Genomic DNA, 22,631 nt, shown 5'->3' on the forward strand with positions numbered 1-22,631 from the left:
GGATGCGGTTCTTCAAGGATTTGAGCCTCTCGGCCTTCACCGCCGGCTTCGTCGCCGTACTGGTGGGCTTCACGAGTTCGGTGGCGATCGTGTTTCAGGCCGCCCAGGCCTTCGGCGCGACGCCCGAGATGGTGTCCTCCTGGATGTGGGCGCTGGGCATCGGCATGGGCCTGGCCTCGGTGCTTCCCTCGCTGTGGTGGCGCCAGCCGGTGATGATCGCCTGGAGCACGCCCGGTGCCGCCGTGCTGGCGGTCGCCGGCGCCGGCTACGGCATGAACGAGGCGGTCGGCGCCTTCATCGTCTGCGCGCTGCTGATGACGCTGGCCGGCGCCACCGGCTGGTTCGAGCGCGTCATGAACAAGATCCCGATGGCGCTGGCTTCGGCGCTGCTGGCCGGCGTGCTGGCGCGATTCGGCCTGCAGGCCTTTATTGCCGCCCAGACCGCGCTGCCGCTGGTGCTGCTGATGCTGGGCGCCTATCTGGTGGCCAAGCGGGTGCTGCCGCGCTATGCGGTGCCGCTGACCCTGGGCGTGGGCATCGCCTTCGCCGCCGCGCGCGGCGAACTGGCCTGGAGCGCCGTGCATTTCAGCCTGGCGCTGCCGGTGTTCACGATGCCGGTGTTCAGCTGGCAGGCGGTGGTCAGTCTCGCGCTGCCGCTGTTCGTCGTCACGATGGCTTCGCAGAATCTGCCCGGCGTGGCGGCGATCCGGGCCGCGGGCTACGACATGCCGGTGTCGAAGCTGATCACGATCAGCGGCCTGTTCACGCTGGTGCTGGCGCCTTTCGGTGCCTTCGCGCTGAACCTGAGCGCCATCACCGCCGCGATCTGCATGGGCCGCGAAGCGCACGAAGACCCGGCACGGCGCTACACGGCGGCGGTCAGCTGCGGCGCGATCTACATCGTGATCGGCGTGTTCGGGGCTGCCGTCACGGGCCTGCTGACCGCCTTCCCGAAAGAACTCGTCGCCACCATCGCCGGCCTGGCGCTGCTCGGCACCATCGGCGGCGGCCTGGCCGCTGCGGTGCGCGACGAGACGCACCGCGAGGCGGCGCTGATCACCTTCCTGGTCACGCTCTCGGGCGTCACGCTGGCGGGCATCGGCTCGGCCTTCTGGGGCGTGGTGGCCGGTGCGCTGGCGCTGGGCATCCAGCAGCTCGGCCGCAAGAAGGCCGCGCCGGGCAAGGACATCGCGCCTGCGTGCAAGATCAAGCAGGAAGCCAAAGCCGCTATTGGAAAGAACAGCCCGTGAACATCCTCTTCGTCGCCGACCCGCTCGAGCATTTCAAGATCTACAAGGACACCACTTTTTCGATGATGCGCGAGGCCCAGCGCCGCGGCCATGGCATCTCGGCCTGCGAGCCGCGCGACCTGGGCTGGCAGACCGGGCAGCCGGTGACGGCCGGCGTGCGCGACATCACGCTCACCGGCAACGGCGACGACTGGTTCACCGAAACCCCGCGCCGCCAGGCTGCGCTGCACGGCTTCGATGCGGTCCTGATGCGCAAGGACCCGCCCTTCGACGCCGAGTACATCTACGCCACGCACCTGCTGGGCCAGGCCGAGCGCGAAGGCGCGAAGGTCGTCAACAAGCCGGCCGCGCTGCGCGAGCACCCCGAAAAACTCGCGGTGATGGAGTTCCAGCAATTCACCAGCCCGACCCTGGTCACGCGCGACCCGGCGGCCGTGCGGGCCTTCCACGCCGAGCACAAGGACATCATCCTGAAGCCGCTCGACGGCATGGGCGGCATGGGCATCTTCCGCGTCCGCGAAGACGGGCTCAATCTGGGCTCGATCACCGAGACCCTCAACAAGAACGGCGCCGAGACCCTCATGGTGCAGCGCTTCGTGCCCGAGATCGCGGCCGGCGACAAGCGCATCCTGATCATCGGCGGCGAGCCGGTGCCCTTCGTGCTGGCCCGCATCCCGCAGGGCACCGAGGTGCGCGGCAACCTTGCGGCCGGCGGCAAGGGCGTGGCGCAGCCGCTGACGCCGAAGAACCGCGAGATCGCGGAGGCCGTGGGCCGCGCGCTGGCGCCGCGTGGGCTGCTTTTGATCGGCCTCGACGTGATCGGCGACTCCGTGACCGAGATCAACGTCACCAGCCCGACCTGCTTCCAGGAGATCACCGAACAGACCGGCTTCGACGTGCCGGCGATGTTCATCGATGCGCTGGAGGCCGAGGTCCGGCGATGAAGGTCGAGCGCTTTGCCGCCTTTTCGGATGGACAGGTCGGCGGCAATCCCGCCGGGGTGGTCCTGTGCGACGCGTTGCCTCTCGCCGATGTCATGCAGGCGGTGGCGGCCGAGGTCGGCTATTCGGAGACTGTCTTTGCTGCGCCCACCGAGGACGGCTGGCGAGTCCGGTATTTCGCGCCCGAATCCGAAGTCGCCTTTTGCGGGCACGCGACGATCGCGCTCGGTGCGGCCCTCGCGCAGCGCCTCGGGGACGGGGTTTTCAAGCTGCAGCTCAACGCCGCTGCGATCAGCGTCGAGGGGCACCGCGAGGGGGCGACGGTCGCCGCGGCGCTGCAGTCGCCGCCGACCGCCAGCAGGCCGGCGTCCGATGCGCTGGTCGACACGGCGCTCGCCCTGTTTTCGTACCGGCGCGACGACCTGGATCCGCGGATTCCTCCGGCGATCGCCAATGCCGGGCTGAACCATCTGGTGCTGGCGCTACGCAGCCGAGCACGACTGGCCGCCATGCGCTACGAGCTTGAGGCCGGCCGGACGTTGATGACGGCCGAGGGCATCGGCACGATCAGCCTGGTCCATGCGCAGACCCCTCGGTGCTTCCATGCCCGCAATCCCTTTGCCATTGGCGGTGTCTACGAGGACCCGGCCACCGGCGCGGCGGCCGCGGCCCTGGGCGGCTATTTGCGTGACCTGGGCTGGTCGCACGAAGGCGCCATCGAGATCATCCAGGGCGAGGACATGGGCATGCGCTCGCGTCTTCGCGTGGAAATTTCGCCGGCGGCCGGGGCGAGCGTCCGCGTGTCCGGCAGCGCCCGGGTCATCGTCGACCCCTCGCGCCCGAGCACCTAGAAGTCGACGCTGGCGTTCAGCACGAAGGTGCGCGGCGCTCCCACAACGAGGTAGTTCGAGCCCGGAAAGCCGCCGGCCGAGGCCCAGGACGACTTGTTGAACAGGTTGCCGGGAGGGCGGGCACGCTGGCGCGCGCGACGGGACGCAGGGAGAAAGGACGCCGGCATGGAACGGCCCTTTGAATGCAACCGAGAACCGTTATTTGTCTCCAAAATCCGCGGCAACGCTTTTTTGAGGTCTCAGCTGCAGCGTCGTCCGTCGACGAACACCGCCAGCTCCTGCGGCGCGAACGCCGTCCATTGCTCGTTGGTCGTGAGCGGCGCGGTCACCACCACGGCGACGCGGTCGTTCGGCGTGGTGTGCTGGGCGAAGTCGATGCTCAGGTCTTCGTCGGACAGCTCGGCCGTCAGGAACGGGTGCTGGCGCTCGACGTACCAGAGGTGCGTCGAGGCATGCGCCCACAGCGCCTGGCCGTTCGACAGCATGAAGTTGAAGGTGCCGTGGGCGGCCAGCCGCGGCGCGAGTTCGCGCAAGGTCAAGGTCAGCTCGTCGACGCTCGGCACGCCGGCATGCGACTTGGCCAGCTCCTGCATGATCCAGCAGAACGCGTGTTCACTGTCGGTGCTGCCGACGGGATGGAAGTTGCCGTGCAGACGGGGCCGGAAATCCTTCAGGTCGCCGTTGTGCGCGAACACCCAGTAGCGGCCCCACAGCTCGCGCACGAACGGGTGGCAGTTCTGCAGGTTGACCGCGCCCTGCGTCGCCTTGCGGATATGGGCGATGACGTTGCGGCTCTGGATCGGGTAGCGCCGGATCAGCTCGGCCACCGGCGACTCGCAGGCCGGCTGATGGTCGACGAAATGCCGCAGCCCCCGGTCCTCGAAGAAGGCGATGCCCCAGCCGTCGGCGTGGTGATCCGTGCGGCCGCCGCGCTGGGCGAAGCCCGTGAAGCTGAAGGTCACGTCGGTCGGCGTGTTGCAGTTCATTCCGAGCAGCTGGCACATGGCGGCTATTAGAACTGAAGCGGGCTCATGGCTGCGCGGCGGGCGGCTTCACCCGCAGCTGCCAGGCCGCGACGATCGCCAGCGCGCACAGGCCCGCCAGCATCAGGAACACCTCGTCGAAGGCCGCCAGCCGCGCCGGGCTGGTCGCCACGTTGGCGAGCGAATCGCCATGGGCCGCCAGCCGCCACTCGAGCACGATCGCGCACAGGCTGACACCGGCGGCGCCGCCCAGCATGCGCAGGAAATTGATCGCGCTGGCGCCCTGCGGAATCAGCGGCTTGGCCAGCGGGCGCATCGAGCCCAGGTTGAGCGAGGGCAGGATGAAGCCGAGTCCGATGCGCCCGATGACCGCGAAGGCCACCAGCAGCCACAGCGCACTGTCGAGCTTCAGCACCACCATCAGCGCGAAGGAGGCGGCCAGCAGCAGCAGCCCGGTGCACACCAGCAGCCAGGTCGGATGCCGGTCGGCCAGCCGGCCGACGCCGGCGATGGTGATCGCCAGCACGATGCCGGCCGGCAGCAGGATGGTGCCGACGTGCGACGCCGACAGCTGCAGCCCGACCTGCATGTAGACCGGCAGCAGGTAGGTCGAGCCGAACAGCGCCGTGCCGTAGATGAAGGCGACCACGCTGCCCATCGCGAACTGGCGGTACTGGAACAGGGCCAGGTTCATCAACGGCGCGCCGCCGCTCGCGGCCAGGCGCTTCTGCCAGGCAACGAAAGCGCCGAAGGCGATGCCGGCGCCGGCCAGCAGCAAGGTCGCGTGCAGGGCCGACTCGCCGCGCAGCGCGACCAGGCCGTTCAGCAGGCAGAGGGTACCGACCGTGCCGAGCGCCAGGCCGCGCCAGTCGAGGCCCTCGCTGCGTGCCGCGACCACGCCGCCGGGCGCGGTGGTCGGCACGAACTTGTAGGCCAGCCAGATCGACGCCAGGCAGAAGGGCACCACCATGAAGAAGATCGAACGCCAGCCGAACAGGTCGACCAGCACCCCGCCGATGCTCGGTCCGATGGCCGGCGCCAGCACCACGCCCATGCCGAAGATGCCGCTGGCGCGGCCCTGCTCGTGGGGCTGGAAGGCGCGCAGGATGATGATCGCCGGGATCGGCTGCACGACCCCGGCCGCCAGCCCCTCGGCCACGCGTGCGGCCAGCACCAGCGTGAAATCGGTCGCCAGTCCGCCGGCCATCCCGCCGGCGAGCAGCAGCACCATGGTGCCGACGTAGGTGCGCCGGTAGCCGTAGCGGGAGAGCAGCCAGGGCGTGGTCAGCATCGACACCGTCATCGCCACCATGAAGCCCGAGCTGACCCACTGGGCCCGCTCCTGGCCGAGCGAGAAATGGTGGCTCATGCCGGGGATGGCGACGTTGACGATCGTCGACGACATGATCGAGGCCATCACGCCGACCATGACCGAGACGAGCAGGAGCCAGCGGTAGCGCTCGCCGTAGCGGCTGCTCAGGGACTGCGGGGGAGGATTGTTCATCAAGGAGGGAAATTGCCGCGCTCGGCCGTCCTACAAGGATATCGGCGTTTGCACCGCTCCGCGCCCCGATGCGCGCCGCCAAAATCATTCGCTGTTCCGCACGCGATCCAGACCGCCATGCAATCCCAGAACCAGAACAACAGCCCAGACGCCGTCGCCGATTCGCTCGAAGCCGACGGCAGCAGCGCCGACACCGGCGGCTCGCTGGCCTCCGAGCTGCAGGTGCCGACACTGAGCCGGGCCTACCAGTGCCAGTGCGGCCGCCCGGTGTTCCTGCGCAACAGCCAGTGCCTGGCCTGCCTGACGCCGCTCGGCTACGTGGTCGAGCGGCTCGGCGTGGTGCCGCTCGCGCCGGCCGGTTTCGAGGGCGCCGAAGCCGACACCTTCACGCTCTTCGGCGACGTCCACGGCAGGGCCTACCGGCGTTGCGCCAACCTCATGACGCCGGCAGCCTGCAACTGGATGGTGCCGGCGCCGCGCGAGGGTGACGACCCGGCCTTCAACACCGAGGGCCTGGTGCCCGGCCTGTGCCTGTCGTGCAGCGTGACGCGGACCATTCCCGACCTTTCGGTGGAGAGCAACGGCGCGCTCTGGCTGAGCCTCGAACTGGCCAAACGCAGGCTGATCTCGCAGCTGCTCGCGCTCGGCCTGCCCGTGGTCACGCGCCTGAGCGACCCGGGGCACGGCCTGGCCTTCGACTTCCTGAGCCATGTGCCGGGCGGACCGCACGTCATGACCGGCCACGAGATGGGCGTCATCACGCTGAATGCCGAAGAGGCCGAGGACGCCGTGCGCGAGCGCATCCGGGCCGAGATGCGCGAGCCCTACCGGACCCTGCTGGGCCACTTCCGGCACGAGATCGGCCACTACTACTGGGACCTGCTGGTGGCGCCGACACCGTGGGTCGACGGCTTCCGCCAGCTCTTCGGGGACGAACGCGACGACTACGCCGCGGCCTTGCGCAGCCACTACGACAACGGTCCGCCGCTCGACTGGGCCGATCGCTTCGTGACCAGCTACGCGAGCTCGCATCCCTGGGAGGACTGGGCCGAGACCTGGGCCCACTACCTGCACATGGCGGACACCGCCGACACCGCGTTGAGCTTCGGCGTCGATGCGCAGAACGTCGAACTGACCAGCGACTTGTTCGGGCCTTCGGACCTCTGGCAGCCCGAGCACCCCGAGGCCGGCCGCTTCCTCGATTTCCTCAATGGCTGGGTGCGGCTGACCAACGTGCTCAACGAGTTGTCGCGCAGCATGGGCCAGCCCGACTACTACCCCTTCGTGCTGCCGCGGGCGGCGGTCGGCAAGCTGCAGTTCATCCACCAGGTGATCACCGAGCAGCGCGAGCGCGGCGGGTTGCCGGCGATGGCGGTGAAGGAGGAGGCGCCGGCTGCGCCCGAGCCCGAGGCGGTCAAGGTCGATCAGTCTCCGGCTTCAGGCTAGGCGGATTGAGACCTCGCGCCGGCCGCCGCCGCTGGCGTCGGCAAGCCTTTCATCAGCCAGATCGAGGGCGGCAAGCGCGCGGGCTCCACGGCGACGCTGAAAAAGCTGGCGGCGGCCTTGGGGATTTCGCTGGATGCGCTTGGCTGATGGATGGGTGCCGGCACGGTGCGCGTCGGCGTCCCGGTCCAAGGCTCACTCCTGAAGCGCGTCCTGCGCGGCGCAGCGCGCGCAGATGCAGGCCATGCGCCGCTGCCCCTCCGGCACCCGCGCCAGCAGGTCCTCGCTGAAGTCGACCTCCATGCACCAGCAGGCCGGCTGCAACTGGCCGGTCTCGCGCTCGATCTCCAGTGCGCAACGATTGGACTCGCCGCACAGCGGACAGCGCGACGGATCGGGGCGCTGCACCGCGTTCATCCAGCGACCTCGAACGGCGGCAGCTTCTTCGGCACCGCGACGTTGTGCAGCGTCACGTAGACCGGCAGCCCGTCTCGATAAGCCGGATAGTCCTCGCCCTGGATCAGCGGCAGCAGGTAGCGCCGGCATTTCTCGGTGATGCCCCAGCCGTCGTCCGAGATGAAATCGCGCGGCATGAACTTCTCGGCATTGGCCACCGCATCGAGCGATGCCGTGCCGAGCCGGTAGTCGTAGGGGACGTCGGAAATCCGCTCGATGGTCGGCATCACCGCGTTGCGCCCCTCCAGCGCCAGCTCGACTGCGCGCTGGCCCAGTTCATAGGCCTGCTTGACGTCGGTGGCCGACGCGATGTGCCGGGCCGCGCGCTGCAGGTAGTCGGCGACCGCCCAGTGGAACTTGTGGCCCAGCGCCTCCTTGACCATCTGCGCCACCACCGGGGCGGCACCGCCGAGCTGCGCATGGCCGAAAGCATCCTTGGTGCCCTGCTCGGCGAGGAAGCTGCCGTCAGGATGGTGGCAGCCTTCGGACACCACCACCGTGCAGTAGCCGTGGTACTTGACCAACGCGTCGACCCGGGCCAGGAAGGCCGGCTGGTCGAAGGGAATCTCAGGGAACAGGATCACGACCGGGATGCCCTGGTCGGCCACCAGCCCGCCGGCCGCGGCGATCCAGCCGGCGTGGCGGCCCATCACCTCGATCACGAAGACCTTGGTGGAGGTCGCAGCCATCGAACGCACGTCCATCGAGGCTTCGAGCGTCGACACCGCCACGTACTTGGCGACCGAGCCGAAGCCCGGGCAGCAATCCGTCAGGGGCAGGTCGTTGTCGATGGTCTTGGGCACATGGATCGCCTGCAGCGGATAGCCCAGCGACTGCGACAGCTGGCTCAGCTTGAAGCAGGTGTCGGCCGAATCGCCGCCGCCGTTGTAGAAGAAATAGCCGATGCCGTGGGCCTTGAAGACCTCGACCAGGCGCTCGTACTCGCGCCGGTTCTTGTCGAGCGACTTGAGCTTGTAGCGGCAGGAACCGAAGGCGCCGCTGGGTGTGCTGCGCAGCGCCGAAATCGCCTCGGCCGACTCGCGGCCGGTGTCGATCAGGTCCTCGGTGAGCGCACCGAGGATGCCGTTGCGGCCGGCGTAGACGTTGCCGATGCGGTCGGGATGCCGGCGCGCCGTCTCGATCACGCCGCAGGCCGAGGCGTTGATCACGGAGGTGACGCCGCCGGACTGGGCGTAGAAGGCGTTGAGGAGGGGCATGGCGGCATTGTCCCGCAGCCCCTCGCCGGGCGCCAGTGGCGGTTCAGCGGCCCGGCAGGCCCATCGCGCGCGCGATCACTTCCTTCATGATCTCGTTGGTGCCGCCGTAGATGCGCTGCACCCGGGCATCGGCGTAGGCGCGCGTTACCGGGTACTCCCACATGAAGCCGTAGCCGCCGTGCAGCTGCACGCATTCGTCCATCACCTTGCACTGCAGGTCGCTGGTCCAGTACTTGGCCATGCTGGCGGTCGCGGTGTCGAGCTTCTCGGCCATGAGCAGCTCGATGCACTTGTCGACGAAGACCTGCGCCACCTGCACCTCGGTCTGCAGTGCGGCCAGCGTGTAGCGGGTGTTCTGGTAGGCGCCCACCGGCTGGCCGAACACCTTGCGCTCCTTCACGTAGGCCACGGTCTGGTCGATCGCCGCCTGCGACGCCGCCACCGCGCTGATCGCGATCTGCAGCCGTTCCCAGGGCAGCTGCTCCATGAGGCAGACGAAGCCGCGGTTCTCCTGCGCGGCGCCGCCCAGCAGCGCCTCGGCCGGCAGCCGCACGCCGTCGAAGAACAGCTCGGAGGTGTCCTGCGCCTTCAGGCCCAGCTTCTTGAGCCGCTTGCCCTTCTCGAAGCCCGGCATGCCGCGCTCGACCAGGAACAGGCTGGTGCCCTTGGCGCCGCCGGCCGGGTCGGTCTTGGCGACCACGATCACCAGGTCGGCATGCCAGCCGTTGGTGATGAAGGTCTTGCTGCCGTTGAGCAGGTAGCTGCCGTCGGGCTGCTTGAGCGCGGTGCTGCGCACCGCCTGCAGATCGCTGCCGGCGGCCGGCTCGCTCATCGCGATGGCGCCGATCATCTCGCCGCTGGCGAGCCGGGGCAGGTAGTGCGCCTTCTGCGCCTCGGTGCCGTAGCGCAGGATGTAGGGCGCCACGATCTCGCTGTGCAGGCCCCAGCCGATGCCGGTGAAGCCGCGGGCCCAGAGCTCCTCGAACTGGATGACGGAATAGAGCAGGTCGGCGCCCGAGCCGCCGTATTCCTCGGGCAGCGACATGCACAGGAAGCCGTTCTGGCCGGCCTTGGTCCAGACTTCGCGGGCCACGTACCCCTGCTCTTCCCAGGCTTCGTGGAAGGGCGCGATCTCCTTGTCCATGAAGCGTCGGAAGGCGTCGCGGAAGGCCTCGTGGTCGGGACCGAAAAGAGTGCGTTCGATCATGGCGTCGCGCGCGGTGGAAAGACCGGTGCACGCTTCTGCAGGAAGGCCATCACGCCTTCGGCGAAGCTCGGCTGCTCGATCAGCTCGCGCTGGCGCTCGCTCTCGTAGTGCAGCTGCTCGGCCAGCGTGTGGCGCTCGGAGCGCTCGATCGCGTGGCGCGCCTCGTGCACCGCATGGACCGGCAGCTGCGCCAGGCGCTGGGCGATCTTCAGCGCCTCGAGCAGCAGCGGGCCATCGTCGATCGCGGCCCAGATCAGGCCCCACTGCGCCGCCGTTTCGGCATTGAGCTTCTCGTCGAGCAGCGCCATGCCCATCGCCCGCGCCGGGCCGACCCGCCGCGGGATGAACCAGGTGCAGCCGAGGTCGGGAACGATGCCGAGCTTGGGCAGGAAGGGCAGGTAGAAGTAGGCGCTGCGCGCCGCCACCACGATGTCGCAGGCCAGCGCCAGGCCGACGCCGGCGCCGGCGGCCGGCCCGTTGACCGCGCAGACCACCGGCACCGGGAGCTCGCGCAGCTCCTGGATCAGGGGGTTGCTCATGGTCTGCATCCAGTCGGCGGTCTGGTCGCCCAGGGTCTGGCCGTCTTCGGGCGGGCGCATCGCGCTCAGGTCGGCGCCGACGCAGAAGGCCTTGCCGGCACCGGTCAGGAGGACGGCGCGCACCTGGCTGTCGCTGCGCACCCGCGCGAAGCATTCGCGCAATGCCTGCTGCAGGTCGAGCGCGACCGGATTGAGCTTGGACGGCAGGTTGAGCGTGAGGGTCGCGATGCCTTCGTTGAGCTCGTAGAGAACCGGGCCCATGTCAGAGCCGCTCCACGATCGTGACGTTGGCCATGCCGCCGCCCTCGCACATGGTCTGCAGCCCGTAGCGCTTGCCGCGCTGGCCGAGTGCGTTCACCAGCGTGGTCATCAGCTTGGTGCCCGAGGCGCCGAGCGGATGGCCGAGCGCGATCGCGCCGCCGTTGACGTTGAGCCGGGCCGGGTCGGCGCCCAGCTTCTGCAGCCAGGCCAGCGGCACCGGTGCGAAAGCCTCGTTGACTTCGTAGAGGTCGATGTCGTCGATCTTCATGCCGGCCTTGGCGAGCGCCCGCGCGGTGGCGGGGATCGGGGCCTCGAGCATGATCACCGGGTCGTGGCCCATCACGCTCATGTGGTGGATGCGCGCCAGCGGCTTCACGCCCAGTGCCTTCAGGCCGCGCTCGTTGACCACCAGCACGCCGCTGGCGCCGTCGCAGATCTGACTCGCGGTGGCCGCCGTGCAGCGCCCGCCCTCGGCAATGAGCTTGACCCCGGCGATGCCTTCCAGCGTGGCTTCGAAGCGAATCCCCTCGTCGACGGTGTGCATCTCGCCGCTGCCGGAACCATCGGCCAGCCGCACCTCGACCGGAACGATCTCGTCGGCGAACAGCTGCTCGCGCGTGGCAGCGATCGCGCGCTGGTGGCTCTCGAAGGCATAGCGGTCGAGCATGTCCTTGGTCAGGCCGTAGTTCTTCGCGATCATCTCGGCGCCGGTGAACTGGCTGAACTCGACGCCGGGGTAGCGCCGCTGCATCGCCGGGCTCATGTAGGTGCCGAGGCCGGCCTTGGCCGGCAGCGCATTGGGCGTGAACATCGGCACCCGCGTCATGCTCTCGACGCCGGCCGCGATCACCGCGTCCATGCTGCCCGACATCACGGCCTGGGCCGCGAAGTGCAGCGCCTGCTGCGACGAGCCGCACTGGCGGTCGACCGAGGTGCCGGGCACCGATTCGGGCAGCTTCGAGGCCAGTACCGCGTTGCGCGCGACGTTGGTGGCCTGCTCGCCCACCTGGCTCACGCAGCCGAGGATGACGTCCTCCACGGCGGCCGGGTCGATGCCGCTGCGCGCCACCAGCGCGTCGATGGCCTGGGCCGCCAGGTCGACCGGGTGCCAGCCCGACAACCTGCCGCCGCGACGGCCGCCCGCGGTGCGCGCGGTGGCCACGATGTATGCCTCTGCCATGGTGTGTCCTTCCTCCGAGAGATGGGGGCCCGGAGCGGACGGCGTCGGGCCGTCGGTTCACGACGGCGACGGAATGCGCCTTTCCTGGCCCGGAGCGTCGATGGTTCAACGCCCGGGGCGCCGGGTCAAGCCGGGGTCATCCCGTGGGCCCACAGTCGCCAAGGCGACCGCTCGGCCGGCGCCGGCCGGGCGGCCACCGACAGCGCGGCGGCGCTGAAGCGCACGCAGGACGATTCGAGCGCCGCCACCAGTGCGCGGCGGTGCGAGTCGCTGCGGAAGCGCTCGCCGGGTTCCAGCACGATGTCGCGCCGGTCGTGGTCGAGCGTGATCCAGACCGCGCCGCGGGTGCATTCGATGTCGACTTCGTGGGCGTCGGGCAGCGTGAAGACGGCCATCTTCGGCAGGCTGAGGCTCAGGCGTTGGGTGCGGGGGTCCATGAAGAGCTCCTTTGCATTCGCGATGGGAATGAATATAGTGAGCAGGCCCCGCCGTGTCATACGGTGATTCGGAACTCGTTGCATGCTTCCCGAGAATGCGAAAAGCGCCGTATCGTCGGCCGACCTGCCGCCGCTCGAACTGCTGCGCAGCTTCGAGGCCGCGGCCCGCTGCCTGAGCTTCACGCAGGCCGCGGCCGAGCTGTTCCTGACCCAGTCGGCGGTCAGCCGGCAGATCCAGCAGCTCGAGGCAGCGCTCGGCGTGCTGCTGTTCGAGCGCCGCCATCGGGCGCTGGCGCTGACCGAGGCCGGGGCCGTGCTGCAGCGCGCGGTGGTCGAGAGCCTGGAGCGGCTGCGCGATGCCACCGCCCGCGTTCGCAGCGTGCCGCTGCCACGGCATGTGGCGGTCACGACCACGCCGGGATTCGCCTCTTTCTGGCTGATCCCGCGGCTGGCGCGCTTCACGGCCGATCATCCCGAGGTCGACGTGCGGGTGTCGGCCACCCTCGACGTGCTCGACCTCGAGCGCAGCCGGGTCGACGTCGCGGTGCGCTTCGTTCCCATCGCGCGCGGCACCGGGCTGGCGCTGTTCGAGGAAACCGTCCTGCCGCTGTGCGCGCCGGAGATCGCGGCGCGGCTGCACGAACCGGCCGACCTGCTGGGCCAGACCTTGCTCACGATCGACGAGCCCGGCCACGCCAACACGCCCACCGTCGACTGGGAGCCCTGGCTGCAGGTCATGGGCCTGAACGACCTGCGCATGAAGAACACGCTGCGCTTCACGCTCTACACCGACGCGGTCGCCGCGGCGGTGGCGGGCCAGGGCGTGGTGATCGGCCGGCTGCCGCTGGTGGGCGCGCTGGTGCGCAGCGGCCAGCTGGTGTCTCCCTTCGGCGAAGGTGCGGCCTCGCGCCGTGGCTATTTCGTCGACAGCGCGCGTCGTGCGTCGGCCAACCCGGACGCCCAGGATTTCGTGCGCTGGCTGCGGGCCGAGGCCGACGCCGCCCAAGGGCCGCCCTGAGGGCCGCGGGACCTCGGGGTCGCGACACGATTACAGTAGGTGCCATTCCGGGGCTTCCGAGCCCCCTCGCTTCGCTGACCAAGATTCCGATGACCCCGACGACAGAGACCGTTTCCGCACCCGAGGCCGCCGAGGCCCCCGCCGCATCCGCCACACCGGCCGCGCCCGCCGCCCCCAGGGAAGGCCGCCGCGGACGGCGCAAGCCCCGGCCCGAGGGCAGGCCCGACGCCAGGCCCGACGCCACGCCGAAGGCCGGCCCCGAGGCCAAGGGCGGCCAGCGCGCGCCGCGCAAGGCCAACGCGGTGCTGGAGCGCCTGTTCGAGCTCTATCCGAAGATGTTCGGGGCCCGCTTCCGGCCGCTCAAGCTCGGCGTCTACCAGGAGCTGCTGGCCTTGCACCCCGACGTCTTCAAGAAGGAGGACCTCAAGATCGCGCTCGGCCTGCATGCGCGCTCGACCCGCTACCTCGATGCGGTGGCCGCCGGCGAGCAGCGCCATGACCTGAACGGCGTGCCGGTCGAGCCCGTGGCGCCCGAGCACGTGCACCACGCCATCCTCGAAGTCTTCAAGCGCCGCCAGGCGCGCACCGCGGAAGACCTGCGGCCGAAGCTGCGCGCCCGCCTGGTCGAGGCCATCGAGGCCTCGGGCCTGTCGCGCGAGGACTACGTGCTGGCCGTGCGCACGCAGGACGAAGTCACCAACGCCGTGCTCGACGAGGCCTTCGTCGAAGTCGGTGCCCGCACCGCCAAGCGCGAGGCCTTGCTGCGTGCCTTCGAGGCCAGCGGCCGCACGGTGGCGGAGTTCGCGGAGATGTACGGCATGGACCCGGCCGAGGTCGGGCGGACCCTGGCGCGCGCCCGGCCGGCGCCTGGCGGCTGACGACGCCGGTCCGTCAGCCGAGCTTGACGGGCAAGGTCGGCCGAGTCCGCCGACGCGGCGTTGTGGAGGTGTCGCCCTTCAGCCACCCCGTCGCAGGAGTTGTCCATGAAAGCTCGCGTCATCGCCTGGGCCCTGGCTTGCGCGGCCTTCGGCGCGTTGCCCGCGCAAGCGCAGCGCGCCTCGGAGGCCGACGCGCTCCATGTGCTGAATCGCCTCGGCTACGGCCCCGCGCCCGGCGACCTGGCGCATGTGCGGCAGGTCGGCATCGATCGCTACATCGACGAGCAGCTGCACCCCGAGCGCCTGCCGCTGCCGGCCGATCTCGCGCAGCAGCTCGCCGCCCTGCCGACGGCCGCGGCGTCGCAGCGGGAGCTGATCACGCAGTACCGCGAGGCGGCGCAGGCGGTCAAGGACGGCGGCGACGAGGCCCGGGCGGCACGCCGCGAGGCCCTCCGGCAGCTCGACATCGAATCGGGCCAGGCGCGTCTCTGGCGGGCCGCGCGCAGTCCGCGCCAGCTCGAGGAGCGGATGGTGGACTTCTGGTTCAACCACTTCAACGTCTTCGTCGGCAAGGGCCTGGACCGGGTGCTGGTCGGCAACTACGAGCGCGAGGCGATCCGGCCCTACGCGATGGGCCGCTTCCGCGACCTGCTGGGGGCCACGGCCCATCACCCGGCGATGCTGTTCTACCTGGACAACTGGCAGTCCGTGGCCGCGGGCTCGCAGCCGCCAGGCGGCGCCGGCCCGGCCGCCAGGGCCAGCGGCCTGAACGAGAACTACGCCCGTGAGCTGATGGAGCTGCACACGCTGGGCGTCGATGGCGGCTACACCCAGCAGGACGTGACCGAGCTGGCCCGCGTGCTGACCGGATGGACCTTCGCGCCGCGCCTGACCACCGGCGCCTCGGTCTTCGCGTTCGACGCGCGGCGGCACGACCGCGGCGACAAGCTCTGGCTCGGGCAGCGGATCGGCGACCAGGGGCAGGCCGAAGGCGAGCGGGCGCTGGACCTGCTGGCGATGCATCCGGCCACCGCGCGCCACGTCAGCTACCAGCTGGCGCAGTACTTCGTCGCCGACCAGCCGCCCGCGGCGCTGGTCGACCGCCTCGCCCGGCGCTACCTGGCGAGCGGCGGCGACATCCAGGCGCTGCTCGAGACCCTGTTCGCCAGCCCCGAGTTCCGCAGTCCCAAGGTGCAGGGACAGAAGTTCAAGACGCCCTACGACTACGTGGTCTCGACTGTCCGCGCCACCGACTGGCCTTCGACCGACGTCCGGCCCCTGCTCGGCACGCTGCGCCAACTCGGCATGCCGCTCTACGGCTGCCAGACGCCGGACGGCTACAAGAACACCCAGGACGCCTGGCTCAACCCGGACGCGATCACGCGCCGCATCGCCTTTGCGACCGCCCTGGCATCGGGCCGGCTGCCGGCCGCGCCCACGCCGCCGGTCGATGCCCAGGCGCTGCTGGCGACGCTGGGCGGCGGCATCTCGCCCAAGACCCGTGCCGCCCTGGCCGAGGCCGCGCCCGAGCTGCAGGCGCCGATGGCGCTCGGCAGCCCGGATTTCATGCACCGCTGACTTGCCGGGAGCCGCCATGCTGCGTCGCGATCTGCTGAAACTCGCCGTCCAGGGCGGCGCCGTCCTGCTCCCGATCGGCCCCTCTGCGTGGGCCGTGGTGGGCGAGAGCCTTACCGCCGCGCCGCCGCGGCTGGTGGTGATCTTCCTGCGCGGGGCCGTCGATGGCCTGAGCGTCGTCGTGCCCCATGCCGACGACGCCTATTACGCCGCCCGCCCGTCCATCGCCCTGGCGCGTCCGGGCGACGATGGCGGGGTGCTCGACCTCGACGGCCGCTTCGGCCTGCATCCCGCGCTGGCGCCCCTGATGCCGCTGTGGCGGGCCGGCCAGCTCGGCTTCGTGCAGGCCTGCGGCTCACCCGATGCGACGCGCTCGCATTTCGATGCCCAGGACTACATGGAATCCGGCACGCCGGGGCGCAAGTCGACCGCCGACGGCTGGCTCAACCGGCTGCTCGGCGCGCTGCCGCCCGACCCGGCGGGCGGCGCGAGCGCCACCCGGGCCGTCAGCATGGGCCCGGTGCTGCCGCGCATCTACGCAGGCCGCAACAGCGTCGCCAATGTCCCGCTGGGGGCTGCCGCCGGCAAGCCGACGCTGCTCGACCGGCCGCAGGTCGCCGAAGCCTTCGGCCGGCTCTATGGCGGCGACGATGCCTTGTCGCGGGCCTTCCAGGCGTCGCGCCAATCGCACCAGGAGGTGATGCGCTCGATGAACGGCGACAGCCTGGAGCGCGAGATGCAGGCCGCCAGCAACGGCGCTCCGTTGCCGAATGGCTTCCCCGACAACGCGGCCCGGCTCGCGACCCTGATGCGCAACGACCCGCGGGTGCAGCTGGCCTTCATGGACCTGGGCGGCTGGGACACCCACGCCAACCAGGGCGCAGCCAGCGGCCAGCTCGCCAACCGGCTCGGGCCGCTGGGGCAGGGCCTGTCGGCCCTTGCGACGCGGCTGGGCCCGGTGTGGAACGACACGGTGGTGGTGGTGATGTCCGAGTTCGGCCGGACGGTGCGCCAGAACGGCAACGGCGGCACCGACCACGGCCATGGCAACGTGATGTGGCTGCTCGGCGGGCGGGTGGCCGGCGGCCGCGTGCACGGACGCTGGCCGGGCCTGGACGATGGCGCGCTGCACGAGGGCCGCGACCTGGCGGTGACCACCGATTTCCGCCAGGTGCTGGCGGAAATCGGCGAGCGGCACCTGCGCCTGCAGGACGCGCGGATGGCCGAGCTGTTTCCGGGTTTCGCCTTCAGGGCGCCGGGTGCGGCGCAGGGCCTGATGCGCGCCTGAACTCAGGCCGTGCCGGCCTTCACCTTGAGGCGCCAGGCGTGCAGCAGCGGCTCGGTGTAGCCGCTCGGCTGCTCGATGCCCTTGAACACCAGGTCCTGCGCCGCCTTGTACGCCGCCGAGGTCGAGAAGTGGCCGGCCATGTTCTTGTAGAGCGGGTCGCCGGCGTTCTGCTGGTCGACCACCGCGGCCATGCGCTCGAAGGTGGCGTTGACCTGCTCCTTCGTGACCACGCCGTGCAGCAGCCAGTTGGCGATGTGCTGGCTGGAGATGCGCAGGGTGGCGCGGTCTTCCATCAGGCCGATGTCGTGGATGTCCGGCACCTTGGAGCAACCGACGCCCTGGTCGATCCAGCGCACCACGTAGCCCAGGATGCCCTGCACGTTGTTGTCGAGCTCCTGCTGGCGCTCGGCGGCGGTCCAGTTCACCGATGGCACCACCGGCACCTTCAGCAGGTCGTTCAGGATGTTGTCGCGCTCGGCATTGGCGTCGATCTTCTCGAGTTCCTTCTGCACCTCGGCCACGCTGACCTGGTGGTAGTGCAGCGCATGCAGCGTGGCGGCGGTGGGCGAGGGCACCCAGGCGGTGTTGGCGCCGGCCTTGGGGTGGGCGATCTTTTGCTCGAGCATCGCGTGCATCAGGTCGGGCATGGCCCACATGCCCTTGCCGATCTGGGCCTTGCCGCGCAGGCCGCACGAGAGGCCCACCAGCACATTGTTCTTCTCGTAGGCCTGGATCCAGGGCGTGGACTTCATGTCGCCCTTGCGCAGCATCGGGCCGGCCTGCATGGCGGTGTGCATCTCGTCGCCGGTGCGGTCGAGGAAGCCGGTGTTGATGAAGGCCACGCGCGCGGCCGCTTCGGCGATGCAGGCCTTGAGGTTGATGCTGGTGCGGCGTTCCTCGTCCATGATGCCGAGCTTGACCGTGTTGGCCGGCAGGCCGAGCAGTTGCTCGACCGCGCCGAACAGCGCGCTCGCGAAGGCCACTTCGGCCGGGCCGTGCATCTTCGGCTTCACGATGTAGACGCTGCCGGTGCGCGAGTTGCCCTTGCGCTTCAGGTCGATGGTGGCGATGGTCGTGGTGATGACCGCGTCCATGATGCCTTCGGGGATCTCCTTGCCGCCGGCGTACAGGATGGCCGGATTGGTCATCAGGTGGCCGACGTTGCGCACGAACATCAGCGAGCGGCCGTGCAGCTTCACCGGCTGGCCGTCGGCGCCGGTGTATTCGCGGTCCGGGTTCAGGCCGCGGGTGAAGGTCTTGCCGCCCTTGGCGACTTCCTCGGTCAGGTCGCCCTTGAGGATGCCGAGCCAGTTCGAGTAGGCCAGCACCTTGTCGGCCGCATCGACCACCGCCACCGAGTCCTCGAGGTCGAGGATGGTCGACAGCGCGGCTTCGAGCACCACGTCGCTGACGCCGGCCGCGTCGCTCTTGCCGATCGCGGTCGAGCGGTCGATCTGGATGTCGAGGTGGATGCCGTTGTGCTTCAGCAGCACCGACTTCGGCGCCGCCGCCTCGCCGGTGTAGCCGATGAACTGCGACGGGTCCTTGAGGCCGGTGCTGCTGCTCTGCAGCGCGATCACCAGCTTGCCGTGCTCGACCTTGTAGCCGGTCGCCATCTTGTGCGAGCCGTTGTCCAGCGGCGCGGCCTGGTCGAGCACGTGGCGCGCGAACTCGATCACCTTGGCGCCGCGTGCCGGGTTGTAGCCCTTGCCCTTCTCGGCGCCGCCGGTCTCGGGAATCGCGTCGGTGCCGTAGAGCGCGTCGTACAGCGAGCCCCAGCGCGCGTTGGCCGCGTTCAGCGCATAGCGCGCATTGAGGATCGGCACCACCAGCTGCGGGCCGGCCTGGAGGGCCAGCTCGGCGTCGACGTTGGCGGTGGTGGTCTGCACGTCCTTGGGCTGCGGCAGCAGGTAGCCGATCGATTCGAGGAAGGCGCGGTAGGCCGGCATGTCGGCGATCGGGCCCGGGTGCGCCTTGTGCCAGGCATCCATCTCGGACTGCAGCCGGTCGCGTTCGGCCAGCAGGGCCAGGTTCTTGGGCGCGAACTCGCTCACGATAGTGTCGAAGCCCTTCCAGAAGACCTCGCTGGCGACGCCGGTCGCGGGCAGCACCTGCTGCTCGATGAACTGGTGCAGTTCGGTGGCGACCTGGAGGCCGTGGACGGTGGTGCGGGCGGTCATGGTTCTGTACTCCTTGAATAGATGCTTGCCAGCACTTTATTCGATACAAGTCTGGCGAGTAATAGCCGAAAACGGGTTTTATCCGTGACCAAAACGAAGGTAATCAATGACGAGGTTCGTGCATTGCAAGCGTACGCGCACGGCCGCGGGAAATCCGCGCTGCAAGCTTCAGACCTGACAGCCGAGCGGCATACAGTGCATGCGGGCGCGGCTTGACAGGAAGCGGAAATGCCGGCTTAATTCTGCTGTATAGAATATTGTTCTATTAGATAGAACTATCAACCACCACCCCGAAGGAGACGACCCCGATGCCCGCCCCCGACGTGCTCATCAGCGAGGTCGGCCCTCGCGACGGCCTGCAATCGGTCAAGGCCACCATGCCGACCGAACACAAGCTGCGCTGGATCGACGCCCTTCACGCCGCCGGCCTGCGCGAGATCGAGGTGGCCTCGTTCGTCCCGCCCCGCCTGCTGCCGCAGATGGCCGACGCCGCCGAGGTGGTCAGGCATGCGATCACCCTGCCCGGCCTCACTGTGATGGCGCTGGTGCCCAATCGCCGCGGCGCCGAAGCCGCGCTCGCTGCCGGCGTCCACAAGCTCACCATGCCGGTGTCCGCCAGCGCTGCCCATTCGCTCGCCAACGTGCGCAAGACGCGCGAAGAGATGGTCGAGGAAGTCCGGGCCATCGCGGCGCTGCGGCGCGAGATGGCGCCGCAGGTCCGGCTCGAGGCCGGCATCTCGACCGCCTTCGGCTGCACCTTGCAGGGCGAGGTGCCCGAGGACGAGGTGATCCGGCTTGCGGTGCAATGCGTCGCCGCGGGCGCCGACGAATCGGGCCTGTCGGACACCGTCGGCTATGCCAATCCGGCGCAGGTGCGCCGCCTGTTCAGGCGCTTGCGCGCGGAACTCGGCGACCGGGCGGGCGCGGCCCACATGCACAACACGCGCGGACTCGGCCTGGCCAACTGCCTGGCCGCCTATGAAGAGGGCGTACGTACCTTCGATGCATCGCTCGGTGGCCTGGGCGGCTGTCCCTATGCGCCGGGAGCGTCGGGCAACGTGGTCACCGAAGACCTGGTCTTCATGTTCGAGGCCATGGGCGTCCGCACCGGCGTCGATCTCGCCAGACTCATCGCGGCCCGCGCGCCGCTCGCAGCCGGCCTGCCGGGCGAACCGGTCTACGGCATGACGCCCGAGGCCGGCCTGCCCAAGGGCTTCACGCAAGGAAAGCAGTCCCATGTCTGAGTCCAAGCCCCCCCTGCCGTATGCCGGCATCCGCGTCGTGGAGTTCACCCACATGGTGATGGGCCCCACCTGCGGCCTGCTGCTGGGCGACCTCGGGGCCGAGGTCATCAAGGTCGAGCCGATCGACGGCGACAACACCCGCCGCCTGCTCGGCTCGGGCGCGGGCTTCTTCCCGACCTTCAACCGCAACAAGAAGAGCATCGCGCTCGACCTCAAGAAACCCGAGGGCGTGGAGGCCGCGCTGCGCCTGATCGCCACCGCCGACATCGTGAGCGAGAACTTCAAGCCCGGCACGATGAAGAAGCTCGGCCTCGACTACGACAGCTTGAAGAAGCTGAACCCGAGGCTGATCTACGTCAGCCACAAGGGCTTCCTGCCCGGCCCCTACGACCACCGCACGGCGCTCGACGAAGTGGTGCAGATGATGGGTGGCCTGGCCTACATGACCGGCCGCGCCGGCGACCCGCTGCGCGCCGGCACCAGCGTCAACGACATCATGGGCGGCATGTTCGGCGCTATCGGCGCGATGGCCGCGCTGCGCCAGCGCGACCAGACCGGCCAAGGCTGCGAGGTGCAGTCGGCGCTGTTCGAGAACAACGTCTTCCTGGTTGCGCAGCACATGATGCAGTTCGCCGCCACCGGCCGCGCCGCCGACCCGATGCCCAGCCGCATCTCGGCCTGGGGCGTGTACGACGTCTTCACCGTCAAGGACGGCGAACAGATCTTCCTGGCGGCGGTCAGCGACAAGCAGTGGGGCATCTTCTGCAAGGCCTTCGGGCTCGAGGAGCTGCTGGCGGATCCGCGCCTGGCGACCAACAACGACCGCGTGATGGCGCGCGACTGGATGATGCCGATGCTGCGTTCGCACCTGGCCGGCCGCAGCGCGGCCGAGCTCAGCGCCGTGTTCGAGCAGAACGAACTGCCCTTCGCGCCCATCACCCGGCCGCAGGCACTGTTCGACGATCCGCACCTCAATGCCACCGGCGGACTGGCGCCGATCCGCATGAACGACGGCAGCCAGTCGAAGGTGCCGCTGATGCCGTTCACGCTCGGCGGCGAACGCCCGGGAGTTCGGCTGCAGCCGCCGCTGCTCGGCGAGCACACGGACGCGCTGCTCGGCGAAGTCGGCTACAGCGAGGCGCAGATCGCGCAGCTCAAGGCGAAGGGCGCGATCGCCGGCGAATGAAGGCCATGCCCCGCAGGACCGCGCCCGCTCGTGATAATCGCCGGCGATGGACCGCCTGAAGCAACTCGAATCCTTCGTCGCGATCGCCGCCCGCGGCAGCCTCACGGCGGCGGCCAAGGCCGAGGGCGTGGCGCCGGCGATCGTCGGCCGGCGCATCGACGCGCTCGAGGAACGGCTGGGCGTCAAGCTGCTGGTGCGCACCACGCGCCGGATCGCGCTCACCCACGAGGGCAGCGCCTTCCTGGAGGACTGCCAGCGGCTGCTGGTCGAACTGGCGAACGCAGAGGCCAGCGTCAGCGCCGGCGGCGTCAAGGCCAGCGGCCACCTGCGCGTCACCGCGCCGGCCGGTTTCGGCCGCCGCCACGTGGCACCGCTGGTGCCGCGCTTCCACGAACTGCACCCCGAGGTCACGATCTCGCTGAACCTCAGCGACCGGCTGGTCGACATGGCGGGCGAGAGCTTCGATTGCGCGGTGCGGGTCGGCGACCTGCCCGATTCGTCGCTGGTCAGCCTGCGGCTGGCCGACAACCGGCGGCGCTGCGTTGCCACGCCCGATTTCGTGCGCCGGCACGGGGCCCCGCGCCATCCGGGGGAGCTGGCGCGCTTCGCCTGCCTGAGCCTGTCGAGCGACGCCTCGCAAACCCGCGGCTGGGCCTTCCGGGTGCCGGCGGCCGGCGGCGAGCATGAAGTGATCTACCTGAAGCCGACCGGTCCGCTCGACTGCTCCGACGGCCAGGTGCTGCACGACTGGTGCCTGGCCGGCCACGGCATCGCCTGGCGCAGCACCTGGGAGGTCGAGGCCGAGATCGATGCCGGCCTGCTGGTGCCACTGCTCGACGAGTTCGCCGCGCCGCCCAACGGCATCTACGCCGTGTTCCCGCAGCGCAAGCACCTGCCGCTGCGGGTGCGGCTGTGGCTGGATTTCCTGAAGGCCCAGTACGCCCGGCCGGAGTTCTGGGGCGGCACAATCGCGGCGCCGTAGAACCACAAGAA

The 22,631-nt window shown here is 69.9% G+C and carries 22 protein-coding genes; 11 read left to right on the forward strand and 11 right to left on the reverse strand.

The window, feature by feature from the left end; genetic code table 11:
• Window positions 1-2 precede the first annotated feature (2 nt).
• The 3 genes from AC1DF3_RS12085 to AC1DF3_RS12095 are packed head-to-tail and all read left to right on the forward strand — an operon-like array spanning window position 3 to window position 3,042.
• On the forward strand, window positions 3-1,250 hold the full coding sequence (locus AC1DF3_RS12085) for a benzoate/H(+) symporter BenE family transporter (RefSeq protein WP_478139746.1): 1,248 nt from the start codon (window positions 3-5) through the stop codon (window positions 1,248-1,250).
• A complete protein-coding gene (gene gshB / locus AC1DF3_RS12090; protein WP_478139747.1) occupies window positions 1,247-2,194 on the forward strand; it encodes a glutathione synthase in 948 nt (315 codons plus the stop codon). Before AC1DF3_RS12085 ends, gshB begins: the two co-directional genes overlap by 4 nt.
• Entirely contained in the window at window positions 2,191-3,042 is an 852-nt protein-coding gene (locus tag AC1DF3_RS12095) for a PhzF family phenazine biosynthesis protein (protein WP_286533565.1), read from the forward strand. Before gshB ends, AC1DF3_RS12095 begins: the two co-directional genes overlap by 4 nt.
• Here the strand turns inward: AC1DF3_RS12095 and AC1DF3_RS12100 are convergent.
• The 3 genes from AC1DF3_RS12100 to AC1DF3_RS12110 form a co-directional block, all read right to left on the reverse strand.
• Window positions 3,039-3,209 carry a hypothetical protein gene (locus AC1DF3_RS12100; RefSeq protein ID WP_286533567.1) on the reverse strand — a complete coding sequence of 57 codons (171 nt, stop codon included), beginning with the start codon at window positions 3,207-3,209 and terminating at the stop codon, window positions 3,039-3,041. The two genes, AC1DF3_RS12095 and AC1DF3_RS12100, sit on opposite strands and share 4 nt — an antisense overlap.
• Before the next feature lie 72 nt (window positions 3,210-3,281).
• Window positions 3,282-4,046, reverse strand: a complete 765-nt coding sequence (locus tag AC1DF3_RS12105; RefSeq protein ID WP_286533568.1) for a class II glutamine amidotransferase — start codon at window positions 4,044-4,046, stop codon at window positions 3,282-3,284.
• A gap of 25 nt (window positions 4,047-4,071) precedes the next feature.
• The gene (locus AC1DF3_RS12110; RefSeq protein WP_286533569.1) at window positions 4,072-5,529 is read right to left on the reverse strand and encodes an MFS transporter; all 1,458 of its coding nucleotides are present in this window, start codon (window positions 5,527-5,529) and stop codon (window positions 4,072-4,074) included.
• A 117-nt stretch (window positions 5,530-5,646) separates the two neighbouring features.
• Between AC1DF3_RS12110 and AC1DF3_RS12115 the strand changes: the two genes are divergently transcribed.
• The gene (locus AC1DF3_RS12115; RefSeq protein WP_478139748.1) at window positions 5,647-6,975 is read left to right on the forward strand and encodes a zinc-binding metallopeptidase family protein; all 1,329 of its coding nucleotides are present in this window, start codon (window positions 5,647-5,649) and stop codon (window positions 6,973-6,975) included.
• Here the strand turns inward: AC1DF3_RS12115 and AC1DF3_RS12120 are convergent.
• From AC1DF3_RS12120 to AC1DF3_RS12150, 7 genes are all read right to left on the reverse strand, one after another.
• Window positions 6,967-7,164, reverse strand: a complete 198-nt coding sequence (locus tag AC1DF3_RS12120) for a hypothetical protein (protein ID WP_478139749.1) — start codon at window positions 7,162-7,164, stop codon at window positions 6,967-6,969. The two genes, AC1DF3_RS12115 and AC1DF3_RS12120, sit on opposite strands and share 9 nt — an antisense overlap.
• A 3-nt stretch (window positions 7,165-7,167) precedes the next feature.
• Window positions 7,168-7,389 (reverse strand): cysteine-rich CWC family protein, encoded by a 222-nt coding sequence (locus AC1DF3_RS12125; protein WP_478139750.1) that lies wholly within the window; start codon window positions 7,387-7,389, stop codon window positions 7,168-7,170.
• Window positions 7,386-8,645 carry a 6-phosphofructokinase gene (locus AC1DF3_RS12130; RefSeq protein ID WP_478139751.1) on the reverse strand — a complete coding sequence of 420 codons (1,260 nt, stop codon included), beginning with the start codon at window positions 8,643-8,645 and terminating at the stop codon, window positions 7,386-7,388. Before AC1DF3_RS12130 ends, AC1DF3_RS12125 begins: the two co-directional genes overlap by 4 nt.
• Before the next feature lie 43 nt (window positions 8,646-8,688).
• Complete coding sequence (locus AC1DF3_RS12135) at window positions 8,689-9,852, reverse strand: acyl-CoA dehydrogenase family protein (protein WP_478139752.1); 1,164 nt, start codon at window positions 9,850-9,852, stop codon at window positions 8,689-8,691.
• A complete protein-coding gene (locus tag AC1DF3_RS12140; RefSeq protein WP_478139753.1) occupies window positions 9,849-10,652 on the reverse strand; it encodes an enoyl-CoA hydratase-related protein in 804 nt (267 codons plus the stop codon). The genes AC1DF3_RS12135 and AC1DF3_RS12140 overlap by 4 nt, the downstream gene beginning before the upstream one ends.
• Before the next feature lies 1 nt (window position 10,653).
• A complete protein-coding gene (locus AC1DF3_RS12145) occupies window positions 10,654-11,832 on the reverse strand; it encodes an acetyl-CoA C-acetyltransferase (RefSeq protein WP_478139754.1) in 1,179 nt (392 codons plus the stop codon).
• A gap of 125 nt (window positions 11,833-11,957) precedes the next feature.
• The gene (locus AC1DF3_RS12150) at window positions 11,958-12,269 is read right to left on the reverse strand and encodes a DUF2917 domain-containing protein (protein ID WP_478139755.1); all 312 of its coding nucleotides are present in this window, start codon (window positions 12,267-12,269) and stop codon (window positions 11,958-11,960) included.
• 82 nt (window positions 12,270-12,351) lie between these two features.
• Between AC1DF3_RS12150 and AC1DF3_RS12155 the strand changes: the two genes are divergently transcribed.
• The 4 genes from AC1DF3_RS12155 to AC1DF3_RS12170 all read left to right on the forward strand — a co-directional run bounded on the left by AC1DF3_RS12155 (window position 12,352) and on the right by AC1DF3_RS12170 (window position 17,028).
• Window positions 12,352-13,287 (forward strand): LysR substrate-binding domain-containing protein, encoded by a 936-nt coding sequence (locus AC1DF3_RS12155; RefSeq protein ID WP_286533581.1) that lies wholly within the window; start codon window positions 12,352-12,354, stop codon window positions 13,285-13,287.
• An 89-nt stretch (window positions 13,288-13,376) separates the two neighbouring features.
• Window positions 13,377-14,165: a ProQ/FINO family protein gene (locus AC1DF3_RS12160; protein WP_286533582.1), complete on the forward strand. Its 789-nt coding sequence runs from the start codon at window positions 13,377-13,379 to the stop codon at window positions 14,163-14,165.
• 105 nt (window positions 14,166-14,270) lie between these two features.
• Window positions 14,271-15,743, forward strand: a complete 1,473-nt coding sequence (locus AC1DF3_RS12165; protein ID WP_478139756.1) for a DUF1800 domain-containing protein — start codon at window positions 14,271-14,273, stop codon at window positions 15,741-15,743.
• Window positions 15,744-15,759: 16 nt separating this feature from the next.
• Window positions 15,760-17,028, forward strand: coding sequence for a DUF1501 domain-containing protein (locus tag AC1DF3_RS12170; RefSeq protein ID WP_478139757.1), 1,269 nt, complete (start codon window positions 15,760-15,762; stop codon window positions 17,026-17,028).
• A gap of 2 nt (window positions 17,029-17,030) precedes the next feature.
• Here the strand turns inward: AC1DF3_RS12170 and AC1DF3_RS12175 are convergent, their stop codons facing one another.
• Window positions 17,031-19,208 (reverse strand): malate synthase G, encoded by a 2,178-nt coding sequence (locus AC1DF3_RS12175; protein ID WP_478139758.1) that lies wholly within the window; start codon window positions 19,206-19,208, stop codon window positions 17,031-17,033.
• A gap of 308 nt (window positions 19,209-19,516) precedes the next feature.
• Between AC1DF3_RS12175 and AC1DF3_RS12180 the strand changes: the two genes are divergently transcribed.
• From AC1DF3_RS12180 to AC1DF3_RS12190, 3 genes are read left to right on the forward strand one after another with little or no spacing between them, the layout of a single operon-like run.
• Window positions 19,517-20,452 carry a hydroxymethylglutaryl-CoA lyase gene (locus AC1DF3_RS12180; protein ID WP_478139759.1) on the forward strand — a complete coding sequence of 312 codons (936 nt, stop codon included), beginning with the start codon at window positions 19,517-19,519 and terminating at the stop codon, window positions 20,450-20,452.
• Window positions 20,445-21,638 (forward strand): CaiB/BaiF CoA transferase family protein, encoded by a 1,194-nt coding sequence (locus AC1DF3_RS12185; protein ID WP_478139760.1) that lies wholly within the window; start codon window positions 20,445-20,447, stop codon window positions 21,636-21,638. Before AC1DF3_RS12180 ends, AC1DF3_RS12185 begins: the two co-directional genes overlap by 8 nt.
• 46 nt (window positions 21,639-21,684) lie before the next feature.
• The gene (locus AC1DF3_RS12190) at window positions 21,685-22,620 is read left to right on the forward strand and encodes a LysR family transcriptional regulator (RefSeq protein ID WP_286533588.1); all 936 of its coding nucleotides are present in this window, start codon (window positions 21,685-21,687) and stop codon (window positions 22,618-22,620) included.
• Window positions 22,621-22,631: the final 11 nt, after the last annotated feature.

It is taken from the genome of Variovorax sp. 10N432 (assembly GCF_056394465.1).